Source organism: Humiphilus diazotrophicus, from assembly GCF_059726315.1.
In genome coordinates this window covers 3,332,084-3,357,685 of sequence record NZ_AP040870.1, presented here as the reverse complement: position 1 = coordinate 3,357,685, position 25,602 = coordinate 3,332,084, and the positions used below count along the sequence as shown (strand labels likewise).

Annotated in this window: 21 protein-coding genes; 14 read left to right on the top strand and 7 right to left on the bottom strand. The window is 50.5% G+C overall.

Annotated features, from left to right (window positions below; all coding sequences use genetic code 11):
* Window positions 1-156 precede the first annotated feature (156 nt).
* On the top strand, window positions 157-543 hold the full coding sequence (locus tag AC6I7T_RS14400) for a hypothetical protein (RefSeq protein ID WP_497794174.1): 387 nt from the start codon (window positions 157-159) through the stop codon (window positions 541-543).
* Between the two features lie 68 nt (window positions 544-611).
* Here the strand turns inward: AC6I7T_RS14400 and araA are convergent, their stop codons facing one another.
* Entirely contained in the window at window positions 612-2,117 is a 1,506-nt protein-coding gene (gene araA / locus AC6I7T_RS14395) for an L-arabinose isomerase (protein ID WP_497794173.1), read from the bottom strand.
* 142 nt (window positions 2,118-2,259) lie between these two features.
* Between araA and AC6I7T_RS14390 the strand changes: the two genes are divergently transcribed.
* On the top strand, window positions 2,260-3,084 hold the full coding sequence (locus AC6I7T_RS14390; protein WP_497794172.1) for a Rieske (2Fe-2S) protein: 825 nt from the start codon (window positions 2,260-2,262) through the stop codon (window positions 3,082-3,084).
* 155 nt (window positions 3,085-3,239) lie between these two features.
* On the opposite strand, the gene AC6I7T_RS14385 is transcribed toward AC6I7T_RS14390, so the two are convergent.
* Window positions 3,240-3,839 carry an SEN1982 family lipoprotein gene (locus AC6I7T_RS14385; RefSeq protein ID WP_497794170.1) on the bottom strand — a complete coding sequence of 200 codons (600 nt, stop codon included), beginning with the start codon at window positions 3,837-3,839 and terminating at the stop codon, window positions 3,240-3,242.
* Window positions 3,840-4,023: 184 nt separating this feature from the next.
* On the opposite strand from AC6I7T_RS14385, the gene AC6I7T_RS14380 reads away from it, so the two are divergent.
* Window positions 4,024-4,986 (top strand): quinone oxidoreductase family protein, encoded by a 963-nt coding sequence (locus tag AC6I7T_RS14380; RefSeq protein ID WP_497794169.1) that lies wholly within the window; start codon window positions 4,024-4,026, stop codon window positions 4,984-4,986.
* A gap of 211 nt (window positions 4,987-5,197) precedes the next feature.
* Here AC6I7T_RS14380 and AC6I7T_RS14375 read toward each other — a convergent pair whose 3' ends face one another.
* The gene (locus tag AC6I7T_RS14375) at window positions 5,198-6,637 is read right to left on the bottom strand and encodes a carboxypeptidase-like regulatory domain-containing protein (RefSeq protein ID WP_497794168.1); all 1,440 of its coding nucleotides are present in this window, start codon (window positions 6,635-6,637) and stop codon (window positions 5,198-5,200) included.
* A gap of 271 nt (window positions 6,638-6,908) precedes the next feature.
* On the opposite strand from AC6I7T_RS14375, the gene AC6I7T_RS14370 reads away from it, so the two are divergent.
* Window positions 6,909-7,466: a hypothetical protein gene (locus AC6I7T_RS14370; protein ID WP_497794167.1), complete on the top strand. Its 558-nt coding sequence runs from the start codon at window positions 6,909-6,911 to the stop codon at window positions 7,464-7,466.
* Between the two features lie 41 nt (window positions 7,467-7,507).
* Here the strand turns inward: AC6I7T_RS14370 and AC6I7T_RS14365 are convergent, their stop codons facing one another.
* Entirely contained in the window at window positions 7,508-8,236 is a 729-nt protein-coding gene (locus AC6I7T_RS14365; protein ID WP_497794166.1) for an EAL domain-containing protein, read from the bottom strand.
* 372 nt (window positions 8,237-8,608) lie between these two features.
* A complete protein-coding gene (locus AC6I7T_RS14360; RefSeq protein ID WP_497794165.1) occupies window positions 8,609-9,883 on the bottom strand; it encodes an RNA polymerase sigma factor in 1,275 nt (424 codons plus the stop codon).
* A gap of 78 nt (window positions 9,884-9,961) precedes the next feature.
* On the opposite strand from AC6I7T_RS14360, the gene AC6I7T_RS14355 reads away from it, so the two are divergent.
* The 8 genes from AC6I7T_RS14355 to AC6I7T_RS14320 all read left to right on the top strand — a co-directional run bounded on the left by AC6I7T_RS14355 (window position 9,962) and on the right by AC6I7T_RS14320 (window position 15,352).
* Entirely contained in the window at window positions 9,962-10,318 is a 357-nt protein-coding gene (locus tag AC6I7T_RS14355) for a YciI family protein (RefSeq protein WP_497794164.1), read from the top strand.
* A 33-nt stretch (window positions 10,319-10,351) separates the two neighbouring features.
* The gene (locus AC6I7T_RS14350; RefSeq protein WP_497794608.1) at window positions 10,352-11,320 is read left to right on the top strand and encodes a DUF899 domain-containing protein; all 969 of its coding nucleotides are present in this window, start codon (window positions 10,352-10,354) and stop codon (window positions 11,318-11,320) included.
* A 55-nt stretch (window positions 11,321-11,375) separates the two neighbouring features.
* Window positions 11,376-12,170, top strand: coding sequence for a DUF899 domain-containing protein (locus AC6I7T_RS14345; RefSeq protein ID WP_497794163.1), 795 nt, complete (start codon window positions 11,376-11,378; stop codon window positions 12,168-12,170).
* A 102-nt stretch (window positions 12,171-12,272) separates the two neighbouring features.
* Window positions 12,273-12,812, top strand: coding sequence for an SRPBCC family protein (locus AC6I7T_RS14340; RefSeq protein WP_497794162.1), 540 nt, complete (start codon window positions 12,273-12,275; stop codon window positions 12,810-12,812).
* 60 nt (window positions 12,813-12,872) lie between these two features.
* Complete coding sequence (locus tag AC6I7T_RS14335; protein WP_497794161.1) at window positions 12,873-13,388, top strand: DinB family protein; 516 nt, start codon at window positions 12,873-12,875, stop codon at window positions 13,386-13,388.
* Between the two features lie 42 nt (window positions 13,389-13,430).
* Window positions 13,431-13,988, top strand: coding sequence for an HD domain-containing protein (locus AC6I7T_RS14330; protein WP_497794160.1), 558 nt, complete (start codon window positions 13,431-13,433; stop codon window positions 13,986-13,988).
* Between the two features lie 93 nt (window positions 13,989-14,081).
* The gene (locus AC6I7T_RS14325; RefSeq protein WP_497794159.1) at window positions 14,082-14,621 is read left to right on the top strand and encodes a DinB family protein; all 540 of its coding nucleotides are present in this window, start codon (window positions 14,082-14,084) and stop codon (window positions 14,619-14,621) included.
* A 44-nt stretch (window positions 14,622-14,665) separates the two neighbouring features.
* Window positions 14,666-15,352 carry a CPBP family glutamic-type intramembrane protease gene (locus AC6I7T_RS14320; RefSeq protein WP_497794158.1) on the top strand — a complete coding sequence of 229 codons (687 nt, stop codon included), beginning with the start codon at window positions 14,666-14,668 and terminating at the stop codon, window positions 15,350-15,352.
* Here AC6I7T_RS14320 and AC6I7T_RS14315 read toward each other — a convergent pair.
* Window positions 15,338-16,213, bottom strand: coding sequence for a CPBP family glutamic-type intramembrane protease (locus tag AC6I7T_RS14315; protein ID WP_497794157.1), 876 nt, complete (start codon window positions 16,211-16,213; stop codon window positions 15,338-15,340). The two genes, AC6I7T_RS14320 and AC6I7T_RS14315, sit on opposite strands and share 15 nt — an antisense overlap.
* Window positions 16,214-16,352: 139 nt before the next feature.
* Window positions 16,353-18,848 carry an ABC transporter permease gene (locus AC6I7T_RS14310; protein ID WP_497794156.1) on the bottom strand — a complete coding sequence of 832 codons (2,496 nt, stop codon included), beginning with the start codon at window positions 18,846-18,848 and terminating at the stop codon, window positions 16,353-16,355.
* 535 nt (window positions 18,849-19,383) lie between these two features.
* On the opposite strand from AC6I7T_RS14310, the gene AC6I7T_RS14305 reads away from it, so the two are divergent.
* Both AC6I7T_RS14305 and AC6I7T_RS14300 read left to right on the top strand, forming a co-directional pair.
* Window positions 19,384-22,905, top strand: a complete 3,522-nt coding sequence (locus tag AC6I7T_RS14305; protein ID WP_497794155.1) for a TonB-dependent receptor — start codon at window positions 19,384-19,386, stop codon at window positions 22,903-22,905.
* Window positions 22,906-23,201: 296 nt separating this feature from the next.
* Entirely contained in the window at window positions 23,202-25,598 is a 2,397-nt protein-coding gene (locus AC6I7T_RS14300) for a glycoside hydrolase family 31 protein (RefSeq protein WP_497794154.1), read from the top strand.
* Window positions 25,599-25,602 lie beyond the last annotated feature (4 nt).

The window sequence follows — 25,602 nt, the reverse complement described above, 5'->3', positions numbered from 1 at the left end:
TTCCCGACCCCAATGGCTCCTGCGATAGTGAAGGCTTTTCCTTTTCCGACATTTGATGCCACCTCACTCGGAGCGTTTTCTGTGTTGTAGCTGACGCTTGATTTTCTCTTTGGGCAACTCGAAGCTGTCTTGTTCTGTCCGATCTAGAGAGGTGAGATGCGTATGTCCGAGGAATTCAAGAAACAGGATGCGGAACAAAGTACTGGTGAAGAGACAAAGCCGCAGATTTTTGATGCCATTCGTCATGTCGGCCCGACACTTGAAGCAGAGGGCAAATACGACGACGTTCTAGGTACGGCGCTCTCCTCTTCCGAATCTCAGCTTCAAGATGCGGATGGAGGAGACCCACTTACTATTCGCACCATAGAAGAGAAGCGTCGGGAGCTAACCGAACAAGCCTCAGAGCCACAACCTCTGAAGACTCGTTTGCCGGGAGACAGCAGTTCCGATCCCCATACGGACCTGGGGCCCGATAACGCCACCACAGCTCATGCCTATATGGAGGAAGAGCAAGAGACTCGTCCATCGAGAAAGGCGTCGTGACAAAAGCCTTTCCCAGGTCTTTTTAGAGGGGACCTGGGAAAGGAATCGTAGAGGATTAGGAACACTGCTTAAGAACCAAAAACTGCATTCCGGTAATACGCTTCATTCCAGCGAAGCTCTTTTTTGAACTCCCGGATTGTTGTCTCTCGATCGATAAGAAGAAACTCAACTCCCAGAATCTCAGCGAAGTTTTCCAAATGCTCTGCTTTAAGAGCAAGACTGAAGCCCGTATGATGCGCTCCTCCCGCCAGAATCCAACTGGTAGCTGCAATATTCAGATCGGGCTCGGGTTTCCATATGGCCCTCGCAACCGGAAGTTTCGGTAGTGGCTGTTCCGGTGGAATTACCTCGATCTCGTTCGCAATCATGCGGAAGCGATCTCCCAGATCTATGATCGAGGCAACTACGCCCGGCCCAGTTCGAGAGTTGAAGACGAGCCTTACAGGATCGGCTTTCCCTCCGATGCTGAGAGGATGAATTTCAACCCGTGGACGGCCTTCCGCAATTGTCGGGCAGACTTCCAGCATATGTGCGCCAAGGACCTCTCCTTTTTCTGATAGGTGGTATGTGTAGTCCTCCATAAATGAGGTTCCACCTTGAAGTCCTAGACTCATGACTTTCATGGCTCTGACCAGCGCTGCCGTTTTCCAATCTCCTTCGGCACCAAAACCAAAACCATCCGCCATCAAACGTTGTACAGCGATTCCCGGCAACTGCGGTAAGCCGTGCAATGTTTGGAAGTTATCTGTGAAAGCATTGAATGCGCCTTCTTCGAGAAACTTATAGAGTCCGGCTTCTATTCTTGCTGCTTCCCGTAAGGACGAATGTTGTGATCCCTCTTTTCGCAGCGGCTCAGCTATTTCATACGCTTCGTGATATTGAGAGATGATTTCGTCTATCTGATGATCGCTAACCTGTTGCATGCTTTCGACAAGATCGCCTACCCCGTAGCCATCAACCGAATATCCCAGCTTGATATTTGCTTCAACCTTGTCTCCTTCTGTCACTGCGACCCGGCGCATGTTATCTCCAAACCGGGCAATCTTGAGGTGCCGTGCGTCGTGCCATGCACACGCCGCGCGCGACCAGGAAGCCAATTCCCGGATTACCTGTGGTTCACGCCAGTGTCCGACGATAACCTTTCGCCTGATTCGCAGGCGGCTGGCAAGGAATCCAAATTCCCGATCTCCATGCGCTGCCTGATTCAGGTTCATGAAATCCATGTCGATAGTGGACCATGGCAACTCGCGGTTGTATTGGGTATGCAGATGTACGAAGGGCTTGCTTAAGGACCTGAGTCCATGAATCCAGCTTTGTGCCGGAGAAAAGGTGTGCATCCAGGTGATCAGACCGACACATTCTTTACAGAGATTTGCTTCCAGGCACAGCGTTTGAATCTGTTCGTCGGTCGTCATGACCGGCTTAAATACAACTTTTACAGGAATTGCCGATGCATCGGAGAGAAAACCCGCAATTTCCTTTGAGTGTTCAGCTACTTGCCGGAGAGTTTCTTCTCCATAGAGTGGCTGGCTTCCAGTGACAAACCATAATTCCAATCCTGAAAGATCAATCATGATTCACCTTTATCTTGAACCAGAGATATGATGCCTACGGAATAGAGCACGATCTCAACAAGCTTTACCTCCTGGCGCTGCATCTATATTCACAACCGGCCTGGGTGTACCTGAATCTCCCAGATCCCTTTGGAGGTACCTGATGCGGTCACGCGCGCGCCTAGCCTCTCATCCGATCCATCCCATGCTTATCGGTTTGCCTTTAGGCATGTGGTTCGGGAGCTGGATCTTTGATCTTCTCTTTGCCTGGACAAAGCGTCCGGGTTTTGGAGATACAGGTTATTATCTGGCAATTGCCGGATGTGTTGGTGCTCTATTTGCAGCCGTTCCTGGTTTCATGGATTGGCTGAGCGTAGTTCCTCCCAACTCCAGCGGCAAGAAGGTTGCAGCCGTGCATGGCGGTCTTAATACTGCTGTTTTACTAATCTTTTTCTTGGTGGCTCTGGAACGTCGGGGATTGATCCACGATCCCACGAATTCGACGCTGCTACTTTCTTCGCTAGGAATTGTGTTGCTCTGTATTTCCGGATGGCTGGGCGGAAGCCTGTCTTACGAACTGCAGATTGGAGTATTTCGCCGTCAGACGCAAGGCCACCCAATGATCGAAAGAACAATCGCAGGCTTTAACTACCCTGCCTGCAATCAAAGTGAATTAGCGGATGGGCAGATGATCCTCATTCACAACGAAGGCCCTGAGGGGAGAGAGCGGATCGTGTTAGGGAAGACTGCGGCTGGATATTACGCCTTCAGCGATCATTGCACTCATAAGGGCGGCCCACTCTGCGATGGCGTTCTGGCTGGCTCCGCAGTGCAGTGCCCGTGGCACGGGTCGCAGTTCGATGTGCAGACAGGAAGGGTAATCTCCGGACCAGCTTCAAAGCCAATTCAGACCTTTGGTGTCGCTATCCGAGGCGGCGAAATATATCTCACTTCACCTATTTCTCAAACGCAGAAGCGCGCCAGCTGAAATGCAGGTTCTCGTAAATGGCTTGGCGTTCTGGTGCAGGCGGATGTTCGGCAGATAATTGCTATACGCTGCAAGGACGATAGAAGTCATATATCTCTATAAATCTTCCACAGCACTCCCACGCGGGAGTGCTGTGTGGCCGTGATCTCAGTCTTTTAGTCTTTTTGATACTGCCAGCCATCTTGAGTTTGCGTCAATGTTGCAGTTGCTGCCTTGGGAGCGGCTACAGCAGCTTGAACGTTCGGAAAGGCAGTTTGCGTCTCAGCTGATTTTGCCCAATCGGGAACGCTGGAGAGATCGTAATGGTAATTGACCGTTGCAGTCTTGGCTCCGTTTCCATTGGTTGCCGTTGTGAAGTTGTCGATGGATGTCACCTCGCGATGTCCGAGACAGAAGTTTCCATAGCCGGGCTGACTCTGGTCTGCGGTCCACATTGTTCTGCCTTTATCCGACAGATCGTAATCGTTGACCTGTTTGGAGCCAATCAGGAACCGCTTCTTCTCTTGAGCCTTGCGAACTAATAAGCCCGCATCTGTGAGCGCATCGAAACCCTTCGTTTGATTGTCATTCGAAGTGTCTGCCTGCACGGGAAACTTCACTGGAGCAGCCCATAGACACTCGGAATGGGCACTGTAGTAATCGTTAATTGCTTTTTTGAAATTCGATGTATCGGTATCTTGTTTCCCGTGGCAGCCAAAAGCCATAACAATAACAGCGCACAGCAAAGGGGCAGTACTTTTACGCACATGAAGCATCTTGATTCCTCCAGCGACTTTGATGCAGGCAGATGAAGATTTTGTTAATGTCGTGCGGAAAATATGTAATCAAAAGAATGCCGAATAGATTGGCAACCTTTATTGAGAAGGAAGATATATCGGATCCTGCTACATTTGTTTCGTCAGGATCAGATGGTTAATCGAACTTAGGGGGAATTATCTTATGAATGCTGCGGTAGTCCACGCCTTCGGTGTTACTCCTCGCTATGCAACCTTTGCGGATCCGAATATTGATGAGGGCGAGGTCCTTGTAAATGTGAGTGCTGCTGGACTTCATCAAATCGTTCGTGCTTTGGCGAGTGGCACCCATTATGGGAGTACTGGGCTCCTTCCTTTCGTCCCTGGTGTGGATGGTACAGGCAGACTGGAGGATGGCACTCGAGTTTACTTCGGAGTTTCAAAGCCTCCCTTCGGCAGCTTCGCTGAACGCACAGTAACGACGCGGATGTTTTGTCTCCCTCTTCCTGCGGAACTCGACGACGTAACTGCCGCGGCAATTGCCAATCCTGCGATGTCGTCATGGGCGGCACTAACGGTGCGAGCAGGGTTTAAAGCAGGAGAGAGCGTGCTTATCCTGGGGGCAACAGGAACCTCTGGAAAGCTTGCTGTGCAGATTGCAAAACGATTAGGTGCTCGCAGGGTTATCGCGGCGGGCCGCAATCCTCAGGCATTGGAGGAACTGAAAGAGCTAGGAGCGGATGCAGTTATTCCTCTTGAACAAGAGGCCACAAATTTATTTGCTGCCTTCCGGCAGGAGTGCGCTCAGTCAGGAGTGGATGTCGTACTCGATTATCTGTGGGGGCGTCCTGCCGAGAATCTTCTGGAGGCTCTTTCTCAAAAAGGATTGCAGAAAACAACGCCCCGCGTTCGTTTCGTTCAGGTCGGATCTATGGCGGGAAGCACAATTACATTGCCTGCTGCGACTCTACGCAGTACGGGAATCGAACTTATCGGCAGCGGCTTTGGCAGTGCTTCAATCGAGCAGATCTTTCAGTCCGTGGCCTCCTTTTTCAAGGAAGCTGCCCGGAAAGCTTTTCGCATAGAGGTTCAGGAAGCCCGGCTCTCTGAGATTGAAGCTTTATGGGAAAAGGCCGGAGCGCAAGCAAGATTAGTATTCCGGCCGTAGGGTAAATATCCGCTGTGAGATTTGAGGAGGGTATGATGCCCTCCTCCTATAGAGTTTCTACATTTCTTTTGCGAAGGGGATTAATAAAGAAAAGCCAAATATAGCAGCAATTGTGGCTGTTGCAACCATTCGTCAGGCTTTGTGTCAGTCCTGCACCGGGGTAGCCGACCCGCGATAAATGAAACGGGAAGTCGGATTTTGATGTTTCTTATTAGGGCACGGACTTTAGTCCTGCCGATGGTAGAGTCCTTAAGCATTGGGCTTTAGCCCCTGCGTCTTTTTCTTCGAGTAATAGGGGCGTTTCTCTGCTGATTGAGCGGAAGCGATTTGAATAGTTATAGCGGACGAAAAAAGTATCAAAAGAAGAGGGAGACCAATCGATGCGGGCATCGTAGCTGTCGTTGTTATCGATTGCCAGGGCGCTGCGTGTGTAGTTGTTGATATTCCTCGGGCTTCCAGGAGTTGTCGTGTTGGGCTGAGGAAAGAGCGCCAGCAGTTTCGATACCGTCGGGTCAATCGATCCCTGCGGAATGCTGTTATTTTGAAATGGCTTACAGTTTGTGCCTGAGTATGCCGGCTGACACGTGGTGGGATCGTAGATCGTGTTGTACGTTACTCCTGCTAGTGCTGCGGCCGCCGGACTGAAATCACCGATACGTTCGTTTGGGAGCGGAACCGTCGCGGTACGGGAGACTCCCTGCTTGATGCGGGTTCCCTCATAGTTGAAGAAGTAGAAAAACTTGTCTTTAAGAATCGGTCCACCCAGATTTGCTCCGAACTGATTCTGGTTGTCTTTTGGCTTTCGTAGATGATTGCGATTCGAGAAGAAATCGTTAGCGTCAAAATAGTTGTTGCGGACATATTCATAGACGAGGCCATGAATCTTGTTGGTTCCGCTCTTTGTATTGACGGATACAACCGCTCCGGGGCTGCGCCCATATTCGGCGGAGTAGGGATTTGTGATTACGTTGAATTGAGCAATGGTATCCACCGAGGGATGAGCGGACTCAGTACTCAGTTCTTGTACGTTCTCTGAAAAGGTATTGTTGTCTATTCCGTCGAGAATAAAGTTATTTTGCAGAGAGTGAATTCCATTCACATTGAAAGAGCCGGTGCGCCCGGCCGACGTTGCACCGCTCTGCTGTGTGTAGCGTGCAATCTGAACGCCTTTTACGGTCCGTAGCAAGTCGTCCCAGTTCCGTAAATAGAGTGGCGTCTGCTCGATAGTACTGGCATCGATAATAGTGCTGATAGATGCGTCATCAGGAGAAAGCATCGGAGCTGTTGCTTCGACCTGGACGGTCTGCAACGCCGATCCTAGTTGCAGGCGGAAATCTTCTCGCGTTTTTTCACCTACATTTAATGTCAGATTTTCCGTCAGATTGTTAAAACCCTGAGCCCTCAACTTTAGTGAGTATTCCCCGATGGGAAGATTCTGGAAAGAATAGAATCCTGCACTATCCGTCTGGAAAGTGCGTGAATATCCCGTTGCAGTGTTGGTGACAGTAATTGTCGCGTTGGCGACAGCCGCACCGGTTGGATCGGTAACAAGGCCGGACAGGTTTGCGGTATTCACCTGCGCACAGACCGGTAACGCTGCAATGAGTAGAACAAAGAAAACATGCAGAACTTTCACTGGCAAGGAACGCATTGTTGTTGCAACTCCTTTCTGATGGGGGATAGAAGACCAGGAAGAGCTGTCGTGTGGCTTGCTTGGACCCCGGAGCGAAAGAGAAAACCCACAGCTTCAGGCTGGCGAAGGGAGATATCACACATCGTTAATGTGTCGCACGGAGGTTATCAACTGGTTAATAGCCCGTGAAAGGATGTAGAAGACAGCTCCAAGGTATCTGACATATCAGTGGGGGGCATTTTTTCATGAGGACCCTCCAAGTTGGAGGAGAGAGGAATTCTGTCCATGAATGGTTACAGGTCGCGGGCCTCAGAAAAAGCCACAAAATGCTCTAAACTTTTTGGGATTCATGACTACAATGTCGGCCATGATCTTCTACGCACGATGGATAGTTCTCTGCTGTGTGTTTTGTTTTGCTTCCTGTCTTCAGGCGCAATCTGGCGGATGGGATAGGGTGAAGCAACTTCCTCCCGGTCAGCAGATCCGGATAACTAGAATTCATAGGGGGATCACCTGCAACTTCTCTAATGCTGACGAGGACACGCTGATCTGTGATAAGAGGCAGACCATTCTTTTCTTCCCTGTACATCACCGGGTTGTAACGCCTCGAAATGAGATAAGGTCAATTCGCCTGTCGCGTAAAGGTTTATCGACACTGGCAGGCGCAGCGATTGGTATTGGGGCTGGTGCTGGAATTGGTGCCGGCATCGATTCTTCTGCAAAAGATCAAGTAGAAGAAGGGCATATTATGACGGTTGCGCTTGCTTTCCTGGGTGGCTTTTTAGGCGCCAGTATCGGCCAGAATTCGGATTTTCTCGCAGGGCCAACAGTTTATCGTGCGCCATAGAGGAACAGCGATAAACCGGCAATGCGAGAGGATTTCGTGGACTATTGCAGCACGATTATTTCAGCATCCTGCTCTGTAATCCTGGGAAACGAAACCTCCGGAAGCCCTTCAAACATCGGCTTGGCGAAGAGGTAGCCCTGCATGAGCTTTACATCGCATTGCCGCAATGCCAGATACTCCTCATGGGTTTCGACACCTTCTGCAACGACCTTTATGTTTAGACTGTTGCAAAGTTGGACAATAGAATGCACGATCGCGTAAGCAACTGGTCTTTGCTCGATATCGCGAATCAGATCCATATCCAACTTAATGATGTCGGCTGAGAAGTTTGCCAGCAGATTGAGTCCTGCATAACCGGCACCGAAATCGTCGATAGCCATCTGGAAGCCATGGCTGCGATATTCATTGACGATTCCCGATAGATGCTCGGTGTCTTGAATTCGCTGATCTTCCGTAAGCTCAAAGATCAATCCGTTCAGTGGAAAATTGCAGCTGCGCGCTGCTTCGAGGGTATGGCGCAAGCAAGTCGACGGATTGTAGATTACATCCGGCATGAAATTGAGAGACAGCTTTGCATCTGTCTCTCCAACACCCAGGTATGTAGCCATGGTGATGGCCTTGATCCTGCAGCTTTGATCGAAAGCATACCTGTTGGAGGCGTCCACTTGGCCCAGCACAAAGCCTGCGGGTTCATTACCTGGACCGCGCACCAATGCTTCATAGGCAAAAACTTTTTGAGTCTCCACGTCTACGATTGGCTGGAATGCCATCGTGAAGGGAAACGGCTCATTCAGGCCTTCGCAACATAGACTACATCCTGAATGGGAGCCAATGAATCGAGGACTGCTCATGTTGATCAGTATCGGTGATTTTACCTTTCCCTCAGAACAGATAGACGATTTAAATTGGCTGATCGTACACAGAAAATGGGAAAAAGTGAGCAAGCCCACCTTTTTGGAACAAGTCAGACCAAAACTCAAGATCTTGTGATCTTTGTTAATGATAAAAGCAACAGTGAAAAGCGACAAACATTTGTGGCTCTTCTACAAAGCTCAATAGAAATGCACTTGTCTTTGTGCATGATCCGCAGGGCGGAAAATCTCATGCGAAAGATGTTCTAGATCTCTGAAAGCAAAAGGTTTCTACTCGGAAATCTTTGAAGGTAAGATCTCTTGTAATCTTCGTTTCAAGAATCGGCGCTCAATTTCATTCGATACCAGAGACAACGCCTTTTCATAACTTGCAGCGGCTTCTTCCAATGAGCCGATACGACGCAAGAGATCGGCCCGGCAGGCATGGAGAAGGTGATAATTGTCGAGCTGATGCGAGGTTTCGAGATCGTGGATGATTTCTAGTGCTGCTCTCGGCCCTTTCGTCATTGCCACTGCAACTGCGCGGTTCAATGCAATCACAGGGGACGGCTGCATCTGTTCGAGCAATTCGTAAAGAGCTACGATCTGCTGCCAGTCCGTTTTTTCCGGTCGTACTGCCTGGCAATGCAGAGCTGCAATAGCTGCTTGAATGGAATATGGTCCAGGTCCTTTTCGAAAGGCCTCTTCGACGAGGGGAAGTGCCTGATTAATCTGCTCTCTATCCCAAAGTGAGCGGTCCTGCTCCTCCAGAATGACAAGTTCACCATTTGCGTTGAGCCGAGCATTGCGGCGGGAGTCATGAAGCAGCATCAACGCCAGAAGGCCTGAAACTTCTGCTGGAGTTCTGGGGGCTGTTAAGGATTGCACCAGTCGGGCAAGACGAATCGCTTCGCTGCAAAGATCAGCTCGCAGCAACGGTTCGCCTCTGGTTGCTGTATAGCCTTCATTAAAAACGAGGTAAATCACTGTCAGCACTGCATCGAGACGGCTGACCATTTCCTTGGCTGCAGGCACTGCATAGGGAATACCTGCATCGCGAATCTTTCGTTTTGCTCGGACAAGCCGCTGAGCCATGGTTGGTACCGGCGTTAAAAAGGCGCGCGAAATCTCTTCGGTCTCAAGTCCGCATAAGGTGCGCAAGGTCAGTGCAACCTGGGCTTCAAGTGCAAGTGCGGGGTGGCAACAGGTAAAGATCAAGCGAAGCCGGTCATCGGGGATCTCTCCCACGTGGTACTCCGGCTCATAGGTGAGTTCCTTGGGAGCGGAGCCCAACTTACTTTCGGCATAGGGATCCAGTTCTTCTTCAAAGCGGCTCTTGCGCCGAATGCGGTCGATAGCTTTGTGTCTGGCTGTCTGGATGATCCATGCCCGGGGAAACTCCGGCACCCCGGAGGTTGACCATTGATCTACTGCGGCGGTAAATGCTTCTTGTGCAGACTCTTCTGCAAGATCGAAATCTCCGAGAATTCGAATCAATGTAGCTACGATTCGACCCCATTCGGCGCGATACACTGCTTCGACAGCGGCGGTAGCGTCCTGCGTCATGCCGGAATTGTAAATATTTTTCCTGCCGGTGTGTCGATCCCAGCTACTGCCGTTCGATTACTTCATGGAGAGAGACGAATGAAATATATGTTGCTGATCTATGGTGAGGAGCGAGTCTGGACGAACAAAGAGCGAGAAGAGTGCTATCTGGAATCAACCGAACTCTGCCATCAACTAGCGAACCAAGGAAAGTTCCTGGCAGCTTCTCCTCTTCAGCCTGTATCCACGGCGACCAGTGTTCAAGTTCGCCAGGGAGAGCGCCTCGTAACCGATGGGCCCTTCGCGGAGACGCGTGAACAACTCGGCGGCTACTTCCTTGTAGAAGCCAAAGATCTCGACGACGCGATCGAGATTGCCGGGAAAATTCCAGGAGCACGTAAGGGCACGGTCGAAATTCGGCCGGTTATCGAGATTCCGAATATACCCAAAGTTTGAGTCGGTAAGGGAGGAGGAAGCTATGTGTCCAGCATGTGTGGCCAGTGCAGCTTTGGTTGCAGTAAGTACAACATCGGCGGGCGGAATAACTGCGGTTTTCATGAAGCTTCGTGGAAAGAACAAGAACAAAAAAGCTTCTTCAGCCGCAAACATAAAGGAGCACTAGAGATGGCGACGAGTCAGGTAGCCCTCCCAAGAGTGACATCGAGAGACGAGTGGTTGAAAGAAAGAAAAGCTCTTCTTCTCGAAGAGAAACAACTTACCCGAGCACGTGACACCTTAAACGCGAAGCGTCGCCGTCTGCCGATGGTGAAGATCGAAAAACAATACATATTCGACGGTGCTAAGGGAAAAGCCACCTTGCTGGATCTTTTCGATGGTCGAAGGCAGTTAATTGTTTATCACTTCATGTTCGATCCTGCGGATTCTCCTGACGGAAGCTCCGGAGCTCCATGGGACGAGGGATGTCCAGGGTGCTCCATGATGGCAGATAACATTGGACATCTCTCTCATCTGTATGCACGGGATACCTCCTTGGTTCTGGTCTCCCGTGCACCTCGAACTAAGATAGCGCCATTTAAGGCTCGAATGGGCTGGACGATTCCCTGGTTCTCGTCTTATGAGAGCGATTTCAATTATGACTTCCACGTAACTCTGGATGAGAATATCGCACCAGTCGAATACAACTACAAAGACAAAGAAACTCTCGAGCGAGAGGGATTGATATATCAACTAAAGGGAGAGCAGCCCGGGCTCAGCGTCTTTCTGCGTGTCGGCGATAGTATCTTCCATACCTATTCCACCTATGGGCGTGGATTGGAACCCCTGGTTGGCACAATTCAGTTCCTGGATATGACAGCCTATGGCCGGCAGGAAGATTGGGAAGACTCTCCCCAGGGATGGCCCCAGAGTCCCACCTACGGATGGACCCGCCATCACGATAAGTACGACTTTATGAAGGAAACAAAGTCCTGCTGTCATATAAGTACGGAAGCCAAGTAATAGCAGGTCATGTCTTCATAGAACGCAAGAAAACAGCATTGTTAAAGAGATCCCCATGACGACAAATACTATTGCGAATCCCCGTATCGTATCCAGAGAGCAATGGCTTAAAGAACGGATAGCCTTACTGGAAGAAGAAAAGCAACTTACCCGTGCACGCGATGCAATCAACGCGAAACGGCGTGCCTTACCCTGGGTCAAGGTAGAGAAGGAGTATCTCTTCGATACTCCGGACAGAAAGAAAACATTATGCGACCTCTTCGATGGTAGGAGTCAGCTATTTATTTACCACTTTATGTGGCGTAAAGAATTGGGCGAAGGCTGTGTAGGCTGCTCATTCCTTGCCGATCATGTGGATGGTGCCAATCTACATCTCGCTAACCACGATGTGACCTTTGTTGCTGTTTCGCGTGCTCCACTTGCGGAACTGCAAGCCTTCAAGAATCGGATGGGTTGGCATTTCCCCTGGGTCTCGTCTTACAACAGTGATTTCAACTTTGATTACCATGTGTCTTTCACGGCAGAGGAGCTATCGAAAGGCGAAGCCTACTACAACTACAGAATGTCAAAAGTGCCTATCGAAGAACTTTCAGGACAAAGTGTTTTCTATAAGGACACAAAGGGAGACATCTACCATACCTACTCTTGTTACGGACGGGGAAATGAAGAAGTTCTCACCACGTATATGTTCCTCGATATGACGCCGAAGGGACGGGATGAAAACGGCCCAAACTTCTCCTTGGCGGATTGGGTCAGGCATCATGATCGATATGGTGCCGGCGGATACGTCGATGCCACTGGCGGGTATATCCATCTTGAAAAGGTAGGGTCCTGCTGCCATTCGAAGTAAATAGACCGGATCAAAACCAATTATGTACATTCTCAGCTGCTGCGTGCTGAAAGTAATGCTGCGACCGCAAGAAAGTGGATTTACTTGGAAGGGAGAACTGTCATGTTCTTGAAGATTCTGAGCGCTGTTATTGCAGTTATTGCGTTGTTTGTTGTGGTCGTTGCTCTTCAACCGTCGGACTTTCGAATTGCCCGTTCGGTAACGATTGCAGCACCTCCGGAGATAGTCTTTGCGCAAGTAAACGATCTGCACAAAATGAATAGCTGGTCTCCTTGGCTCGAAGCCGATCCTAACGTTCATCTGCTATATGCCGGCCCTGAATCGGGGCCGGGGGCCACATTTTCCTGGGCTGGAAACAATAAAGTCGGCGAGGGCCAGCTATCTATCGCCGAGAGTCACCCGAACGATCTGGTCCGAATCAATATGCAATTTCTTAAGCCTCTCCGGAGTACGGCTACAGCAGAGTTCACGATTAAGTCCGAGGGGGATCGGGCACAGGTGACATGGGCAATGTTCGGCAAGCGCCCGTTCGCCGGTAAGGCCATTGGGCTGTTTGTAAATATGGACAAGATGATCGGCGGTAATTTCGAAAAGGGGCTGAACAAGATGAAGACGGTTATCGAAAGCAGCTCTGCCAAATAGGTCATTACTGCAGCGGTAATTCAAGAGAAAGATACAAAACCTGCTTGTTGAGGAGTAGTCATGGCCACATACGTATCTGCACATGCGACGGAAGTCGAAATCTTTCGCAATCAAGCGATTGTCATAAGCGTGATTGCAAGCCGTACGCTGGATGGCATCACGGAAGCTGATAGCCTGATACAGCCCGTCGGTGGGGGGAACTGCATCAACTGGGTCATTGGACATCTGGCGTGTATCTATAACAGCATCCTTCCGATGCTCGGACAGGAGCAAATAAAGGAAACGGAAGCGCTCAAACGTTATGCAAGAGGATCTTTGCCAATTCGAGATGCTTCCGAGGCGGTACCGCTGGAAGAGCTTCTTCGTATATGGGGCGAAACCTCGGCCCATGTGGATGTAGGCATCGCCAATTTGATTCCAGAGGTTCTTGATTCTCCGGCTCCATTCTCTCCTCGCGACGATCCTGATGAAACAGTCCGGACGCTGCTGACGACGATACTCTTTCATCAGGCTTATCACGTAGGCCAGCTGGCGCTTTTGCGAAGAGTCGCCGGTAAAGAAGGAGTCCTTCGATAAACCAATAAATCCGGGGTGGGCCAAAAGTGGTATGGTTCTGACATGCAAGGTTCTTGTGTTCGCGAGTATATGCAGCAGTTATGTCAAAAGAATGAAAACATCTTTGGTCCATCTTTCTTTAAAGAGCATCTCTCTGTTGTTGCAAATTGTGCAAACGAGCTAGCGAAAAAGCTAAGCGCAGATATCGAAGTTGTTGAGTTGGCTTCTTACTTTCATGACATCTCCGCCGTGATAGATGCAACGACAATTCCCGATCACGCCAGAATCGGCGCCGAGTTAGCGCGGGAGTTCCTTTTGTCCCGCGGTTTTCCAAAGGATCGGGCTGACGAAGTCGCTGCTGCGATTATCACGCATTCCGAACCTTGTAAGGTTGGTTCCGTTTCTGTGGAAGCTGTGTGCCTATCGAATGCAGATGCCATGTCACGCATACTTCGACCGGCATATTGGTTCTATATGGCCTTTGCTGTTCGCAAGTACTCGTTTGCAGAAGGGCGGCAATGGTTCCGTTCCCTTATAGAAAAGGAATGGGAGATGCTGATCGATCCGGCAAAGGAGCTGGTTTGCAATCAGTACTCGACGGCGATAGATCTGCTCAGTTAAAGTTCTCTTGTTTTGCCTGTCTCGTCCGCGATGAAGATGCGGGTAGGCTTGCCATGATCCAGGAAACCCAAGTTAATGAAGAGGAAACAGTGTATGAAGAAAATCGTACTTCTGGCTGTTTTAGTATTGTCGTTTCACGCTTTTGCGCAAACTGCGAAACCACCAAAGCCTATGACCCTAAAAGATGTGTTATTAGAGCAACTTCGAACGACGCATAACAGCAAAGACTGGTTCGTTCCCGCTAATATCGCCGTACAAGGGCTTACCGCGGAGCAGGCAAGCTGGAAAGATAGCAGCGGAAATCATTCCATCGGGCAATTGGCCAATCACCTGATCTTCTGGAATAACCAGGAGCTGGCGAAGTTTAAAGGTGAACAGCCTGCAAAGTTTAGCGGAAATAACGAAGAGACCTTCAACAACTTTGACAGCAAAAAATGGGAAGCAACGGTCAAACAGCTGGATGAGGTTATGACCTCCTGGGAGAAGGCAGTCGAAGCGGCGAGTGATGAAAAGATAGCTGAATCAGCTTCATTGATTGCTCATGTCGGAGCTCATAACGCATACCATATCGGCCAGATCATCTATATTCGGAGGCTGCAAGGCTCGTGGAATCCGGAGCAGGGCGTTAAGTAGCTTGCTTCGATCGAGCCTGTATAGTCTCACTGGAAATCACTAAATTGAACGTTTGGAAAAGAGCGAATCCGTTACAGGCCAATCGCAAGCAAAGAGATTTCTGGGAGCTTGCGATTGGATACGGATTGATCTTGTCGGTGATATGGACAGCAAATCCCTGGCAAAGGTCGCTCTATTTCGTCGCTCTGGGATGGATACTTCTGGTTACAGCTCTAGCTCCTGATAGTCGTCAGACGATGGGATTACAGACGTCCGGCTTTGTTCAATCACTCTGGGTGGCTGGATTGGCCGTGCTCATTATGGCTGGAGCTGTCGTCGTTGCAATCAAGTTTCGTACACTGCACCACCCCCACGGAATTGTGGCCTTTTTTAGGAGGTTTGCGGGCTATATTCTTTGGGCCTTTATGCAGCAGTTTTTACTGCAGGATTTTGTTCTTTTAAGGCTGTTGAGGATTCTCCCCAAGAAGAAGGTTGCAGTCGTGGCGGCTGCTGGTCTATTTGCGGCGGCACATCTGCCAAGTCCAATTCTTACGGCGTGCACATTGTTCTGGGGACTGGTAGCTTGCACGGCTTTTCTGCGCTATCGCAATATCTTCAGCCTTGCCATTGCACATGCAATTCTAGGGATATGTCTGGTGATCAGTATTCCCGGATATGTGCACCATAACATGCGCGTCGGTCATGGCTACCTGATCTATCATTCGAATGGTCCAGTATTACCTCAGCCATAAGGACCAGAGTGTATCGACAGTGGCATGGGTAATAGAGGAAGCTCCCACCCTACGTTCTTGTCTCCACGCTCGCCCATAAAAGAATCCGGCCAAAGTTGCCAGCAAAACGTAACGCCAATTGAAGTGAAGCGCACGCTTATTCCAGTGAGAGAGTCCAAAGAGGGCTGCTGTTACAAGAAGTGAAGTGTATCTTCCCGTGTGGCGTTCCAATAGATTCTGCATCCATCCACGGAAGAACAGCTCTTCAGGAACAGCTATAAAGAAGAAAATGAAGAGGAATCCTCCCGCCGCTTGAAGCAGTGATGGCCATTGAGAATGGAAGTGCAGAAAATGAAGTCCCAAGCCTAACGGGATTGCTAGTGGTGTGTAAAAGAGAAATTCGCGCAATCCGAAGCGCAGGTCGCGAAATTTCAGCCGTAAATCAAAGCCAGTGCCGCCCAGTTGACGAAGTCCGCAGAATCCATAGATGCCGGCATCAAGCAGGAGAACCTTTCCAAATACCGTGAGTTTTGCTGGCCAGGCTGCTTCAAACCAACGCAGATCGACGGCCAGACCCAGGATAAGTAAGACCAGAAAATCCCGCCAGTTTCCATTCTGTATCGGATCGACAGCTTGGGATTGCCATAACAGAAATGCGACAGCAACTGGAAGCAATGCGTAGAGAGCAAACCAGCTCCAGTGGAAGGTTCCGGAGGAATAGGCCACCAGTGTGTAAGGAATGCACAGCAATGCTGGCAGTGCCATTCGCAGAGGAAAGGAGATCGTATGCGCAAGGCGCGAAAGGAAACCGGTGCAAAAAGCCTCAAGAAGAAAGGGAGCAAGAGCCAAAAGCGCCGCGAAGATTAGCAACGGACTCATCATTCGAAGATCAGTTTACTGGATAGAGAAGAGCCGCTTTCTTCCCCCCAGCAAGTCAACACTAGACTTGCCGGGGGCCCCGGTTTGGCGGAAAGCGGCGTAATCTTCGTGGGTTCCAGGGTACAGCTGCGCTGGAACTGCTCTAGTCTTCTCTCAACGCCTGTATCGGTTCAATCGATGCCGCTCTGTGTGCTGGGAAGACAGAAGCTATTGTTCCTATCAACAGCAACAGGAGAGTGACGAAACTGTATGTCCACAGGTCGCTCGGTTGTACCTGATAAAGGAAGCTTTTGATCAAGCGTCCAGTTGCGAGTGCCATGATGATTCCGGAGATCAGGCCAATGCCAATGAATAGAGAGGCTTGTCTGAGAACCATTTGTGCGACACTTTGGCGAGTTGCGCCTAAGGCCATGCGGATGCCGATTTCTCTACGACGGTAGCCTACAAGCTGGGCTAGTACGCCATAAAGGCCGGCTGCCACCATGACAACAGCAAGTCCTGCAAAGGAGCCAACCAGATAAAGGCTAAGTCTCTGACTGAAAGTGTTTGCTTCGACAACTTCTCGCATGGTGTGGAAGTTATCGAGAGCAAAGCCGGGAGCAGTCTGCCGGAAGATGTTGCGCATCTCTTGAGTAATTGGAATGTCCCCGCGGGTCTTTACGACAAAGTTCACTATGGTTTTGAGTAAAGCCTGATAGAAGAGGGATGTTGTCGGTATCTGCTGCGCAGGGATAAGAATGAAGGGCTGCGCGGCGCTTCCCACGCTGGAATCAGTCTGATCTGCCATTACTCCGATAATTGTGTATGGCCTGAGCATTCCTGTATCTTTCCCACCCAGATCGATTTGTCGTTGTAGAGGATCTTTACCTGAGAAGTACTTTTTGGCGAGGGCCTCATTGACAACGACAACATAGGGCGAGTTCGCTGTGTCGCTTTCGTCAATCATTCGACCACGTACCATCGGGGTTCCCAATGTTCTGGCATAGTCTCCGCTAACCGCCGTGATCCTTCCTTGAGGTTTCTTCTCGGATTTTTTGGGATCTCCAACAATTTCGAAGCTGGAGTGCATATTTACTCCAGAGAGAGGCGGCGCCGTGACAACCGCTGCACTCTCGACGCCGGGAGCTTGCCGGATTCTCTCCAGAACAGGCGTGTAGACAGTTGTTGCTACCGAAGTGGGAGCGTTGGCGGTGTCTTCTGAAACCTCCATGCCTGAAAATCCTGAGGAGTCCGACGGCATTGCGGTGAATGTTGTTATGCGAGCGACATCGAAGCCCAGATGCGTGTGCTCAAGATTCCAGAGTGTATGGAAGAGAAGTCCGGTGCCGATCAACAGAAGCGTTGAAAGCGCAATCTCTCCAGCTACCATCCATCCGCTTAGTCTGCGGTTAACCGCCCGGGACCCTACACCGCGAGAACCGGCCTGAAGAGCAGGTTGTGGGTCCGTTCTGGCCACCATTAGCGCAGGTAGCAGGGAGGACAAGAGTGTCGTTAGCGTAGCGACTGCTGCCAGCGCCAGTAGTACGGTCCAATGGATTGCAATGGAATCTGCTCTAGGAATCGTATCGTCCGGCAGTTTGGAGATCGCCGTTAAGGCTAGCTTGGCAAGTAGCATTCCGACTCCGCAGCCAAGGATACTGAGCAGTAGCCCTTCCGTGATCATCTGGCGAATAAGGCGGAAACGATTAGCTCCAAGAGCGGAGCGGACGGCAAACTCCTGTTGACGGCCAAGACAGCGGGCAATCATCAGGTTGGCAACATTCGCGCAGGCAATCACTAATACCAGAACCAAAGCCCCGAATAGGCTCAAAAAGACTGGACGAATCGGTCCGGTAAGAACTTCCTGATAGGGCCAGGCGCGAAGGACTAGATTCTTGGCGTCATCCGGATCGGTCTGGCTGATGTTTTTTGCTATTGCGTTCAGATCGCTTTGCGCTTGCGCTTGTGTAACACCGGGACGCGTCTGTCCAACTACACCCAGGAAGTGATATCCACGTTCTTTCAGCATCTCCGGTGTCGGCTGCATAGGCAACCAGATAGCTTGGCGAATATCGGCACCGGCTTCTTCGGGAAACTTAAAGGTTGATGGCATTACGCCTACAATCGTTCGGCTTGTGCCTCCAATATTTATGGTTTGTCCGATGATCTTCGGATCGGAATCGAAACTCTGCCTCCAACGCTTTTCCGAAAGCAGCGCGACCTGCGGGCCGCCTGTCTTGCCTTCGTCTTCCGTAAAGGTTCTGCCCAGTAGCGGTTGTGCTCCGAGCATGGCGAAGGTATTAGGTGTTACGCGTGGAGCAAGGACGGATTCAGATCCGTTCTTGCCTACGATGACACTCAGATCTGCCGCATAGGCAGAGACAGCGGCAAAGCTACGATTCTGGTCGCGCACATCTCGATAGTTGAGCCAGGAAGTGGACTGAAATCCAGCCTTGTTTTCATCAGAGGGGGTTATCAATACAAGGCGATCCGCGTGGCTGTAAGGCAGCGGACGTAGTAGGACACTCTCCACTACGGTGTAGAGTGTCATGTTTGCGCCTACCCCCAGAGCTAATGTCAGGATCGCAAGAAAGGTTAGTCCCTTTGACGATAGAAGCTGGCGCGACGCATAGCGTAGGTCTTGTAGCAGCGTTTGCATCTAGATCTCCACATCCCAGGCCGGGGTGTTCATTTTCGTACACAGCACATGTCCTGCCAAAGTCAAACGGCTTCAAAGTACCTCTTTATCAGCCGATTGGGATCATGAGGTCGTTCTTCTAACTCGAAGCTTGTTCAAATTCGAAAAACCATTGTCCGCAAATGAACAGTCCCGGGAACTCGCTCGACTGTGATTCGCTGACATTGGGTTAGCTCAGAAGTCTATGGGAATCTCGAGGTGGTCCTTGATATTGAGCCAATTTCCCAGGGTCTTTACCTGTAAAGACCCTCACTTTCGAGGGCGATAGAACTCCTCCGTTAGCTCTTGTTGCATCTGTTGTTTTCCCCTATATGTGTTCGTTTTTACGGGAGACATTTCCGTAAGGACCTTTTGCATAGTGAAGGACCTCGCTAGAAAGGTTCGCGGTTCACATTGTGTTGTCGGGAAGGCCGGTAAGGGATCTGTGAATCATGAGCAAGTCTCAACGGCAGATGTTCCCGGAAGATGTAAACCAGAATTTGGAGGCTGTATCTCTATGAAGTGGAAAGCTCTGTTGACCGGGGTAGCCAGCATCCTGACTATCATCGGTAGTCAGCTATCGCTACAGACATCAGTCCACGCCCAGACTCAAGCGTTCACGGCAACGCTGAGCGGTTCCGTTCTCGATCCCGGAGGAGCTGTGCTGGCTGGTGCGAAGCTAAAACTTGTCAGTCCTGAACGTGGCATCATTCGAACCTTCACCTCGGATGCATCCGGGATTTATTCCTTTTCGCTGTTACCGCCCGGCGTCTACTCCCTGGAAGTTCAGGCAATGGGCTTCAAGACCTACAAGCAGGATGGCATCAATCTGGCTGCCGGCCAAACTGCTCAACTGCCGATTACGCTCCAGGTAGGTTCGGCAACCGAAAAAGTAGAAGTTACTGCTGAGGTGGCTTTACTGAATGTAGATAACGCCAACATCTCATCCGACATCTCTGCCAAGCAGGTGGTCGATCTGCCACTCAATCTCCGGAACGTCTATGGCCTGGCCTTATTGAATTCATCGGTCAGTAATACGGCGGAGTTTCAGATCGTAGGCGGAAATGGAATTTCAGGAAGTGCCGACCAGGATATCTCTTTCTTTAATTTCGGTGGCACCTTCTTCAATACCGCCGAATATCTCCTGGACGGTACCTGGGACACAGGTGCTGACTGGGGTGGCGTAGCCTACGTGCCTGCGGTGGATTCAGTGCAGGAATTCAAAATTCAGACCAATGCCTTTACTGCGCAATATGGATGGAGCAGTGGCAACGTCATCAACGTTGTTACAAAGTCGGGTACGAACCAGTTCCACGGCGATATTTACGACTTCTACCGTAACAGTGCATTGGATGCTAAGAACTACTTCAATCATGGCAAGCAGCCGCTCTTCCATCGGCAGCAGTTCGGTGCTACAGCCGGCGGGCCGATTATCAAAGATAGGACTTACTTCTTCGCCTATTATGAAGGACTGCGCCAGCAGACTCCGGTAACTTTCGGAGGCACGATGCCTATCGACGCCTTTCGTAACGGAGACTTCTCAGCGCAACTAGGCGCACAGATAGGAAGCGATGCGCTTGGCCGGCCTATTTATACCGGCCAGATTTATGATCCCTTCAGCACACGTCAGATCACTGCGGGTAAGGTCGATGCGGTTACAGGTCTGACATCAACCAGCAGTGGATATATTCGCGACCCTTTCCGTGGAAATGTAATTACGAACAATCGCTGGGACGCTATTGCCAAGAATGTCCTTCAGGGGACCTATTGGCCAAAAGCAGACTCCTCTGCTCTTTCAAACAACTACAGCCGTTCGGCAGCTGCCGAAGCACATTCGGACGAATATTCAATTCGAGTTGACCACAATATTTCGGCTCTCTCCCGCATCTTTGCCCGCTGGTCTCAGAAGTTCGAAACGAAGGTCAACGTTCCTGAGTACTACGGTTCGACGAATCCGGCCGGTCCCGGAGCTACGAATCCCAACAACCGTTATAGTTTCGATCTCGGATACAGCCACATATTCACTCCAACTTTCCTGATAAGTGCCAATATCGGTGTGAATCGCTGGGTGGAAGAGTCGCGTGTACAGAGTTTCGGATTTAAGCCTTCAACACTTGGGCTCCCAGGCTTTATCGACGCAATCTCTCCTATCTTTCCGCAGTTTCAACCGCAGGGTGTATCCGGGCTAGGACCCAATCCAAGCCAGGACGACTACGTTGTACCGCGCACGTTGTGGACAGCTTCCACCGACCTTACTAAAACTCTGAGCAAGCATAATCTGTCGTTTGGATTTATGGGCGTCCTGAATCAGATCTATGGTGGGCATTACTTCAACACGACGCTGACATTCCCGACATCCTTTACCGGAGGTCCTGATCCTCAAAACCAGGCCTCTGGAACTGGCGCTGGTATTGCCTCATTGTTATTGGGCGTCGGAAGCGGCCAAACTGGTGTCAATGCTTTTCCGGCTACGCAGAAAAAGCAACTAGGCTGGTATCTGCAGGACGACTGGAAGACAACCCAGAAGCTCACGATCAACCTTGGCTTGCGGTACGAGATTCAGACTGCTCCCACCGAGCGGCACAATCGCCAGCAGTATTTTGATTTTTCAGCAACCAACCCCATCAGTAGCGCAGTCGGCATGACGGTTCCAGGACAGTTGGTCTTCAATACGGATGGAAACCGTGGCCTATACAACACCACTTACACAAATTTTGCTCCGCGTATTGGTGCTGCCTATCAGGTGATGCCGAAGCTCGTATTCCGGTCGGGTTATGGAATCTTCTTTACTCCTAACTATTATGGCAACGGACCGTTGACCGGCTACTCGCAAGCAACTCCCTGGGTTGGCACTCTTGACAATCAATTAACCCCTCACGACGCATTGGCTAACGCATTTCCAGGAGGGCAAGTAAAGCCACAGGGCTCCGCGCAGGGTGCGCTGACAAATGTCGGTTACGGCTTGAACCCGGTTGTGAATCCAAAGCGGCATTCTCCTTATGTTCAGCAATGGATGGCGGGTTTCCAATACTCCTTCAATAGTAATGATCTGCTCGACATCACGTACGTAGGAAATCATGGCGTTCATGTTCTTGCTCAGTATCTCGAGTGGAACCAACTGCCGACCAGCAAGTTGAGCTTGGGGAATTCCCTCTACGATCAGGTAAGCAATCCTTTCTATGGGCATGTCTCCGGCAGTGCCTGCGGACTCGATCAGCCTACGGTGCTGCGCGGGCAGTTGCTTCGTCCTTATCCGCAATATTGCAGCGTTACAGAAGCTCCTCCCGCTGTAGGGGCCTCTAACTACAACGCACTGCAGGCAACTTATACTCATCGCTGGCATTCCGGCCTGAATCTGACTGCTTCCTATACGTTCTCGAAGTTTATGGATAACGTGCAGGGTGCATCGGGATGGGCATTCCCGGGCAGCGGAAGTCAGGTTCGCGATCCTCACAATCTCGCAACGGAGTGGGCTGTCGATACCAGTGATATTCCGCATAGCCTGGTTGTGAACTATATCTACGAGCTTCCCTTCGGACGTGGAAAAACCTTCGGACGGGGATGGAATATGCCGACCAACCTTGCTCTAGGTGGATGGCAGTTAACCGGAATCCTAACGGCCAAGAGTGGATTCCCACTTTCAATCTCTCCGGCACAGAACAATACAAACTCGTTTGGAGGCAATCAGCGTCCGAATCTGGTTGGAAATCCAAAGCCACAACGCCAGAACATCAAGAATTGGATTGATGCGTCGGCATTTTCACAGCCTGCAGCATTCACCTTCGGCAATGCTCCTCGTAATCTCGCGAACCTGCGTTCCCCGAACTACAACAATTGGGATATGGGTATCCAAAAATGGTTTGATTTCGGAGAGCAAAGGCGCATCCAGTTCCGGATGGAGATGTTCAACGCTTTGAACCATCCGAACTTCTTTGCTCCGAATACAAATCTGGGAGATGTCAGCAGTCATTTGTTTGGGACTATCTCCCAAGCCTATCCATCACGCGATGTCCAAGCTGCTCTAAAGATCTATTGGTAATTGCCACAGTTCTTTGAGCTGTTTTGAAGCTACTTTGCGAAATGCACTGATTGCAGCACATGTGCCGTCAGCGCATCGCAGGGTAGTTCCTGTCATCGGTTGCGGAAACAAATCGGAATGGACGAATGATCAAGGACAGTCGACGCGTTTTTACTATTTGCACCTGCTTTTTAGGTTTGCTTGGCACCGTTGTTCAGCAAGATTGTTTTGCAGCTCAGGGCCCGAAGTCATTTATAACGTCATCAAGTGTACTTAGTGGTGTCACGGAATCGAAAGCCGTTCAAGGCGGAATAGAAGTGCGTGCAGGCAAAGCGGTCCTTCGAGCCGTAGCTCTCACGGACGACATAATTCGTATTCGTATCGGGGCGGAAGGCAGCTTGCCGGAGGATGCTTCCTGGGCGGTATTGCCTGAATCTAGAACTAATACTGTTCTTGTAACTCCCGACGTGGACTCTGTTGCTATCGGCTTCCATACCAAATCACTACGGCTTGGAATCGATCGCAAGAGCCTTCGTCTAACTATTTCAGATATAAACGGCAGAGTTATTCAAGACGATGCTGCCGGGTGGCCAATCGAATTTCACGGCCAAAGCTTTCGGATCTATAAACAGATGCCCCAAGACGAGCACTACTTCGGGTTAGGCGATAAGATGGGACCTCTTGACCGGAGGAATCAGACGTTTACTAACTGGAATACAGATGCCTATCGTTTTCAGGAGTCGACAGATCCGTTGTACAAAAGCATCCCCTTTCTCTTTGCGTTTCGTGCCGGGCGTGCAACGGGAGTTCTCTTCGACAATACTTGGCGTAGCAGTTTCGATTTTGGAAAAGAAAAGGCTGGTATCTATTCTTTTGGCGCAGAGGGTGGCCCGATTGATTATTACGTGATCAACGGACCGGAACCAAAGCAGGTCTTGGAGAGATACGCCTGGCTCACCGGAAAAGCGCCGCTACCTCCTCTATGGACGCTGGGTTATCAACAATCTCGCTATAGCTACGAGACAGAAGCGCAACTGCGAGAAGTAGCCACAAAGCTGCGAGCGGAAAAGATTCCCGCAGATGCGCTTTATCTCGATATCGACTTTCAAGAGAAAAACCGGCCTTTCACTGTCGATAACACTAAGTTTCCGCACTTCTCCGAGATGTTGAGAGATCTGGCGAAAGACCATTTTCACGTTGTCACGATCACTGATCTTCACATTGCGAAGGCTCCGAATGAAGGGTATGCGCCGTATGACACCGGTGCTAAAGAGGACAGGTTTGTCAAAAATCCGGATGGGACGACCTTTGTGGGTAAGGTCTGGCCGGGACCTTCTGTATTCCCCGATTTCACACAAGAAAGCACTCGCGAATGGTGGGGCAACTTATACAAAGGCTTTGTTGCGGAGGGTGTTGCCGGTTTTTGGAATGATATGAACGAACCGTCCGTCTTCAATACACTCAGCTTTACCATTCCCGAAAGTGTGCAACATCGTATTGAGGAGCAGGGCTTCCGGTCCCGTCTTGCCAGTCATGCAGAGATACACAACGTGTATGGGATGGAGAATACCAGAGCCACCTTCGAAGGTTTGCTCAAGTTGTCTCCAAACATGCGTCCTTTTGTACTAACGCGTGCGACTTATGCAGGTGGCCAACGTTTCGCAGCAACCTGGACTGGAGACAACAGCAGTACGTGGAATCACCTTCGTCTGACGACTCCGATGCTTCTCAATCTCGGGCTTAGTGGCTTTGGCCTTGCTGGTGCCGATGTGGGCGGCTTTGTGGGGTCAGCGACGCCTGAGCTTTTGACGAAATGGGTTGAATTGGGCACCTTTCAGACGATTGATCGCAACCATACCGAGAAGGGATCGGCATTTCAGGAACCCTGGGTCCATGGTCCTGCGCAGGAAGAGATACGGCGTCGCTATATCGAAGAACGCTATCGTTTGTTGCCTTATCTCTACACAACGGCAGAAGAGATGTCGAGAACAGGGGTTCCGGTCATGCGGCCACTGTTCTTGGAGTTTCCCAATGCTAATCAGGATGGGCATCCTCTCGATCTCGATGCGGGGAGCGAGTACATGTTTGGAAAGCATCTGCTGATAGCCCCCGCACTCTATCCAGAGAGGCCCGATAGCTACAGCGTGTTGTTGCCACCGGGAAGCTGGTTCGATTACTGGAGCGGTATGCGTATTCATGGGCAGCAGATTCCTGCTCCGGTTGCCGATGGAGGAGGTTCTGCAATCGGTGCTGAAGTCTCTCAGGCGACGGTAAGTCCAAGTCTGGAATCCCTGCCGGTATATGTTCGCGAAGGCTCGATAATTCCTGTTCAACCCTTGGTTCAGAGTACCGGGGAGATACCGCAAGGTGCTCTTACTTTGCGTGTGTATCCAGGCAAAGATTGCACCGGGTCTTTGTATCAGGACGACGGCCAGACGATGGCCTACAAGCAAGGAGCGTTTCTGCGTATGAGTTTTTCCTGCTCCGTACAGTCCGGTGTTGTGAAGGTGCATGTTGGATCGCACGAAGGTAGTTTCCGTCCCTGGTGGAAGGATCTGAACGTGGAAGTTTATGGATGGTCGGGAAAGAGTGTTGAAGTGCGAACGAAATCTGGGGTCATGTCTGGGAACGTAGATTTATCCCGTCAGGCTGCCTCTTTCACGCTTGCTGACGATGGCTTGGGGAACGATTTGGAATTTCACAGTCAACCATAGTCTG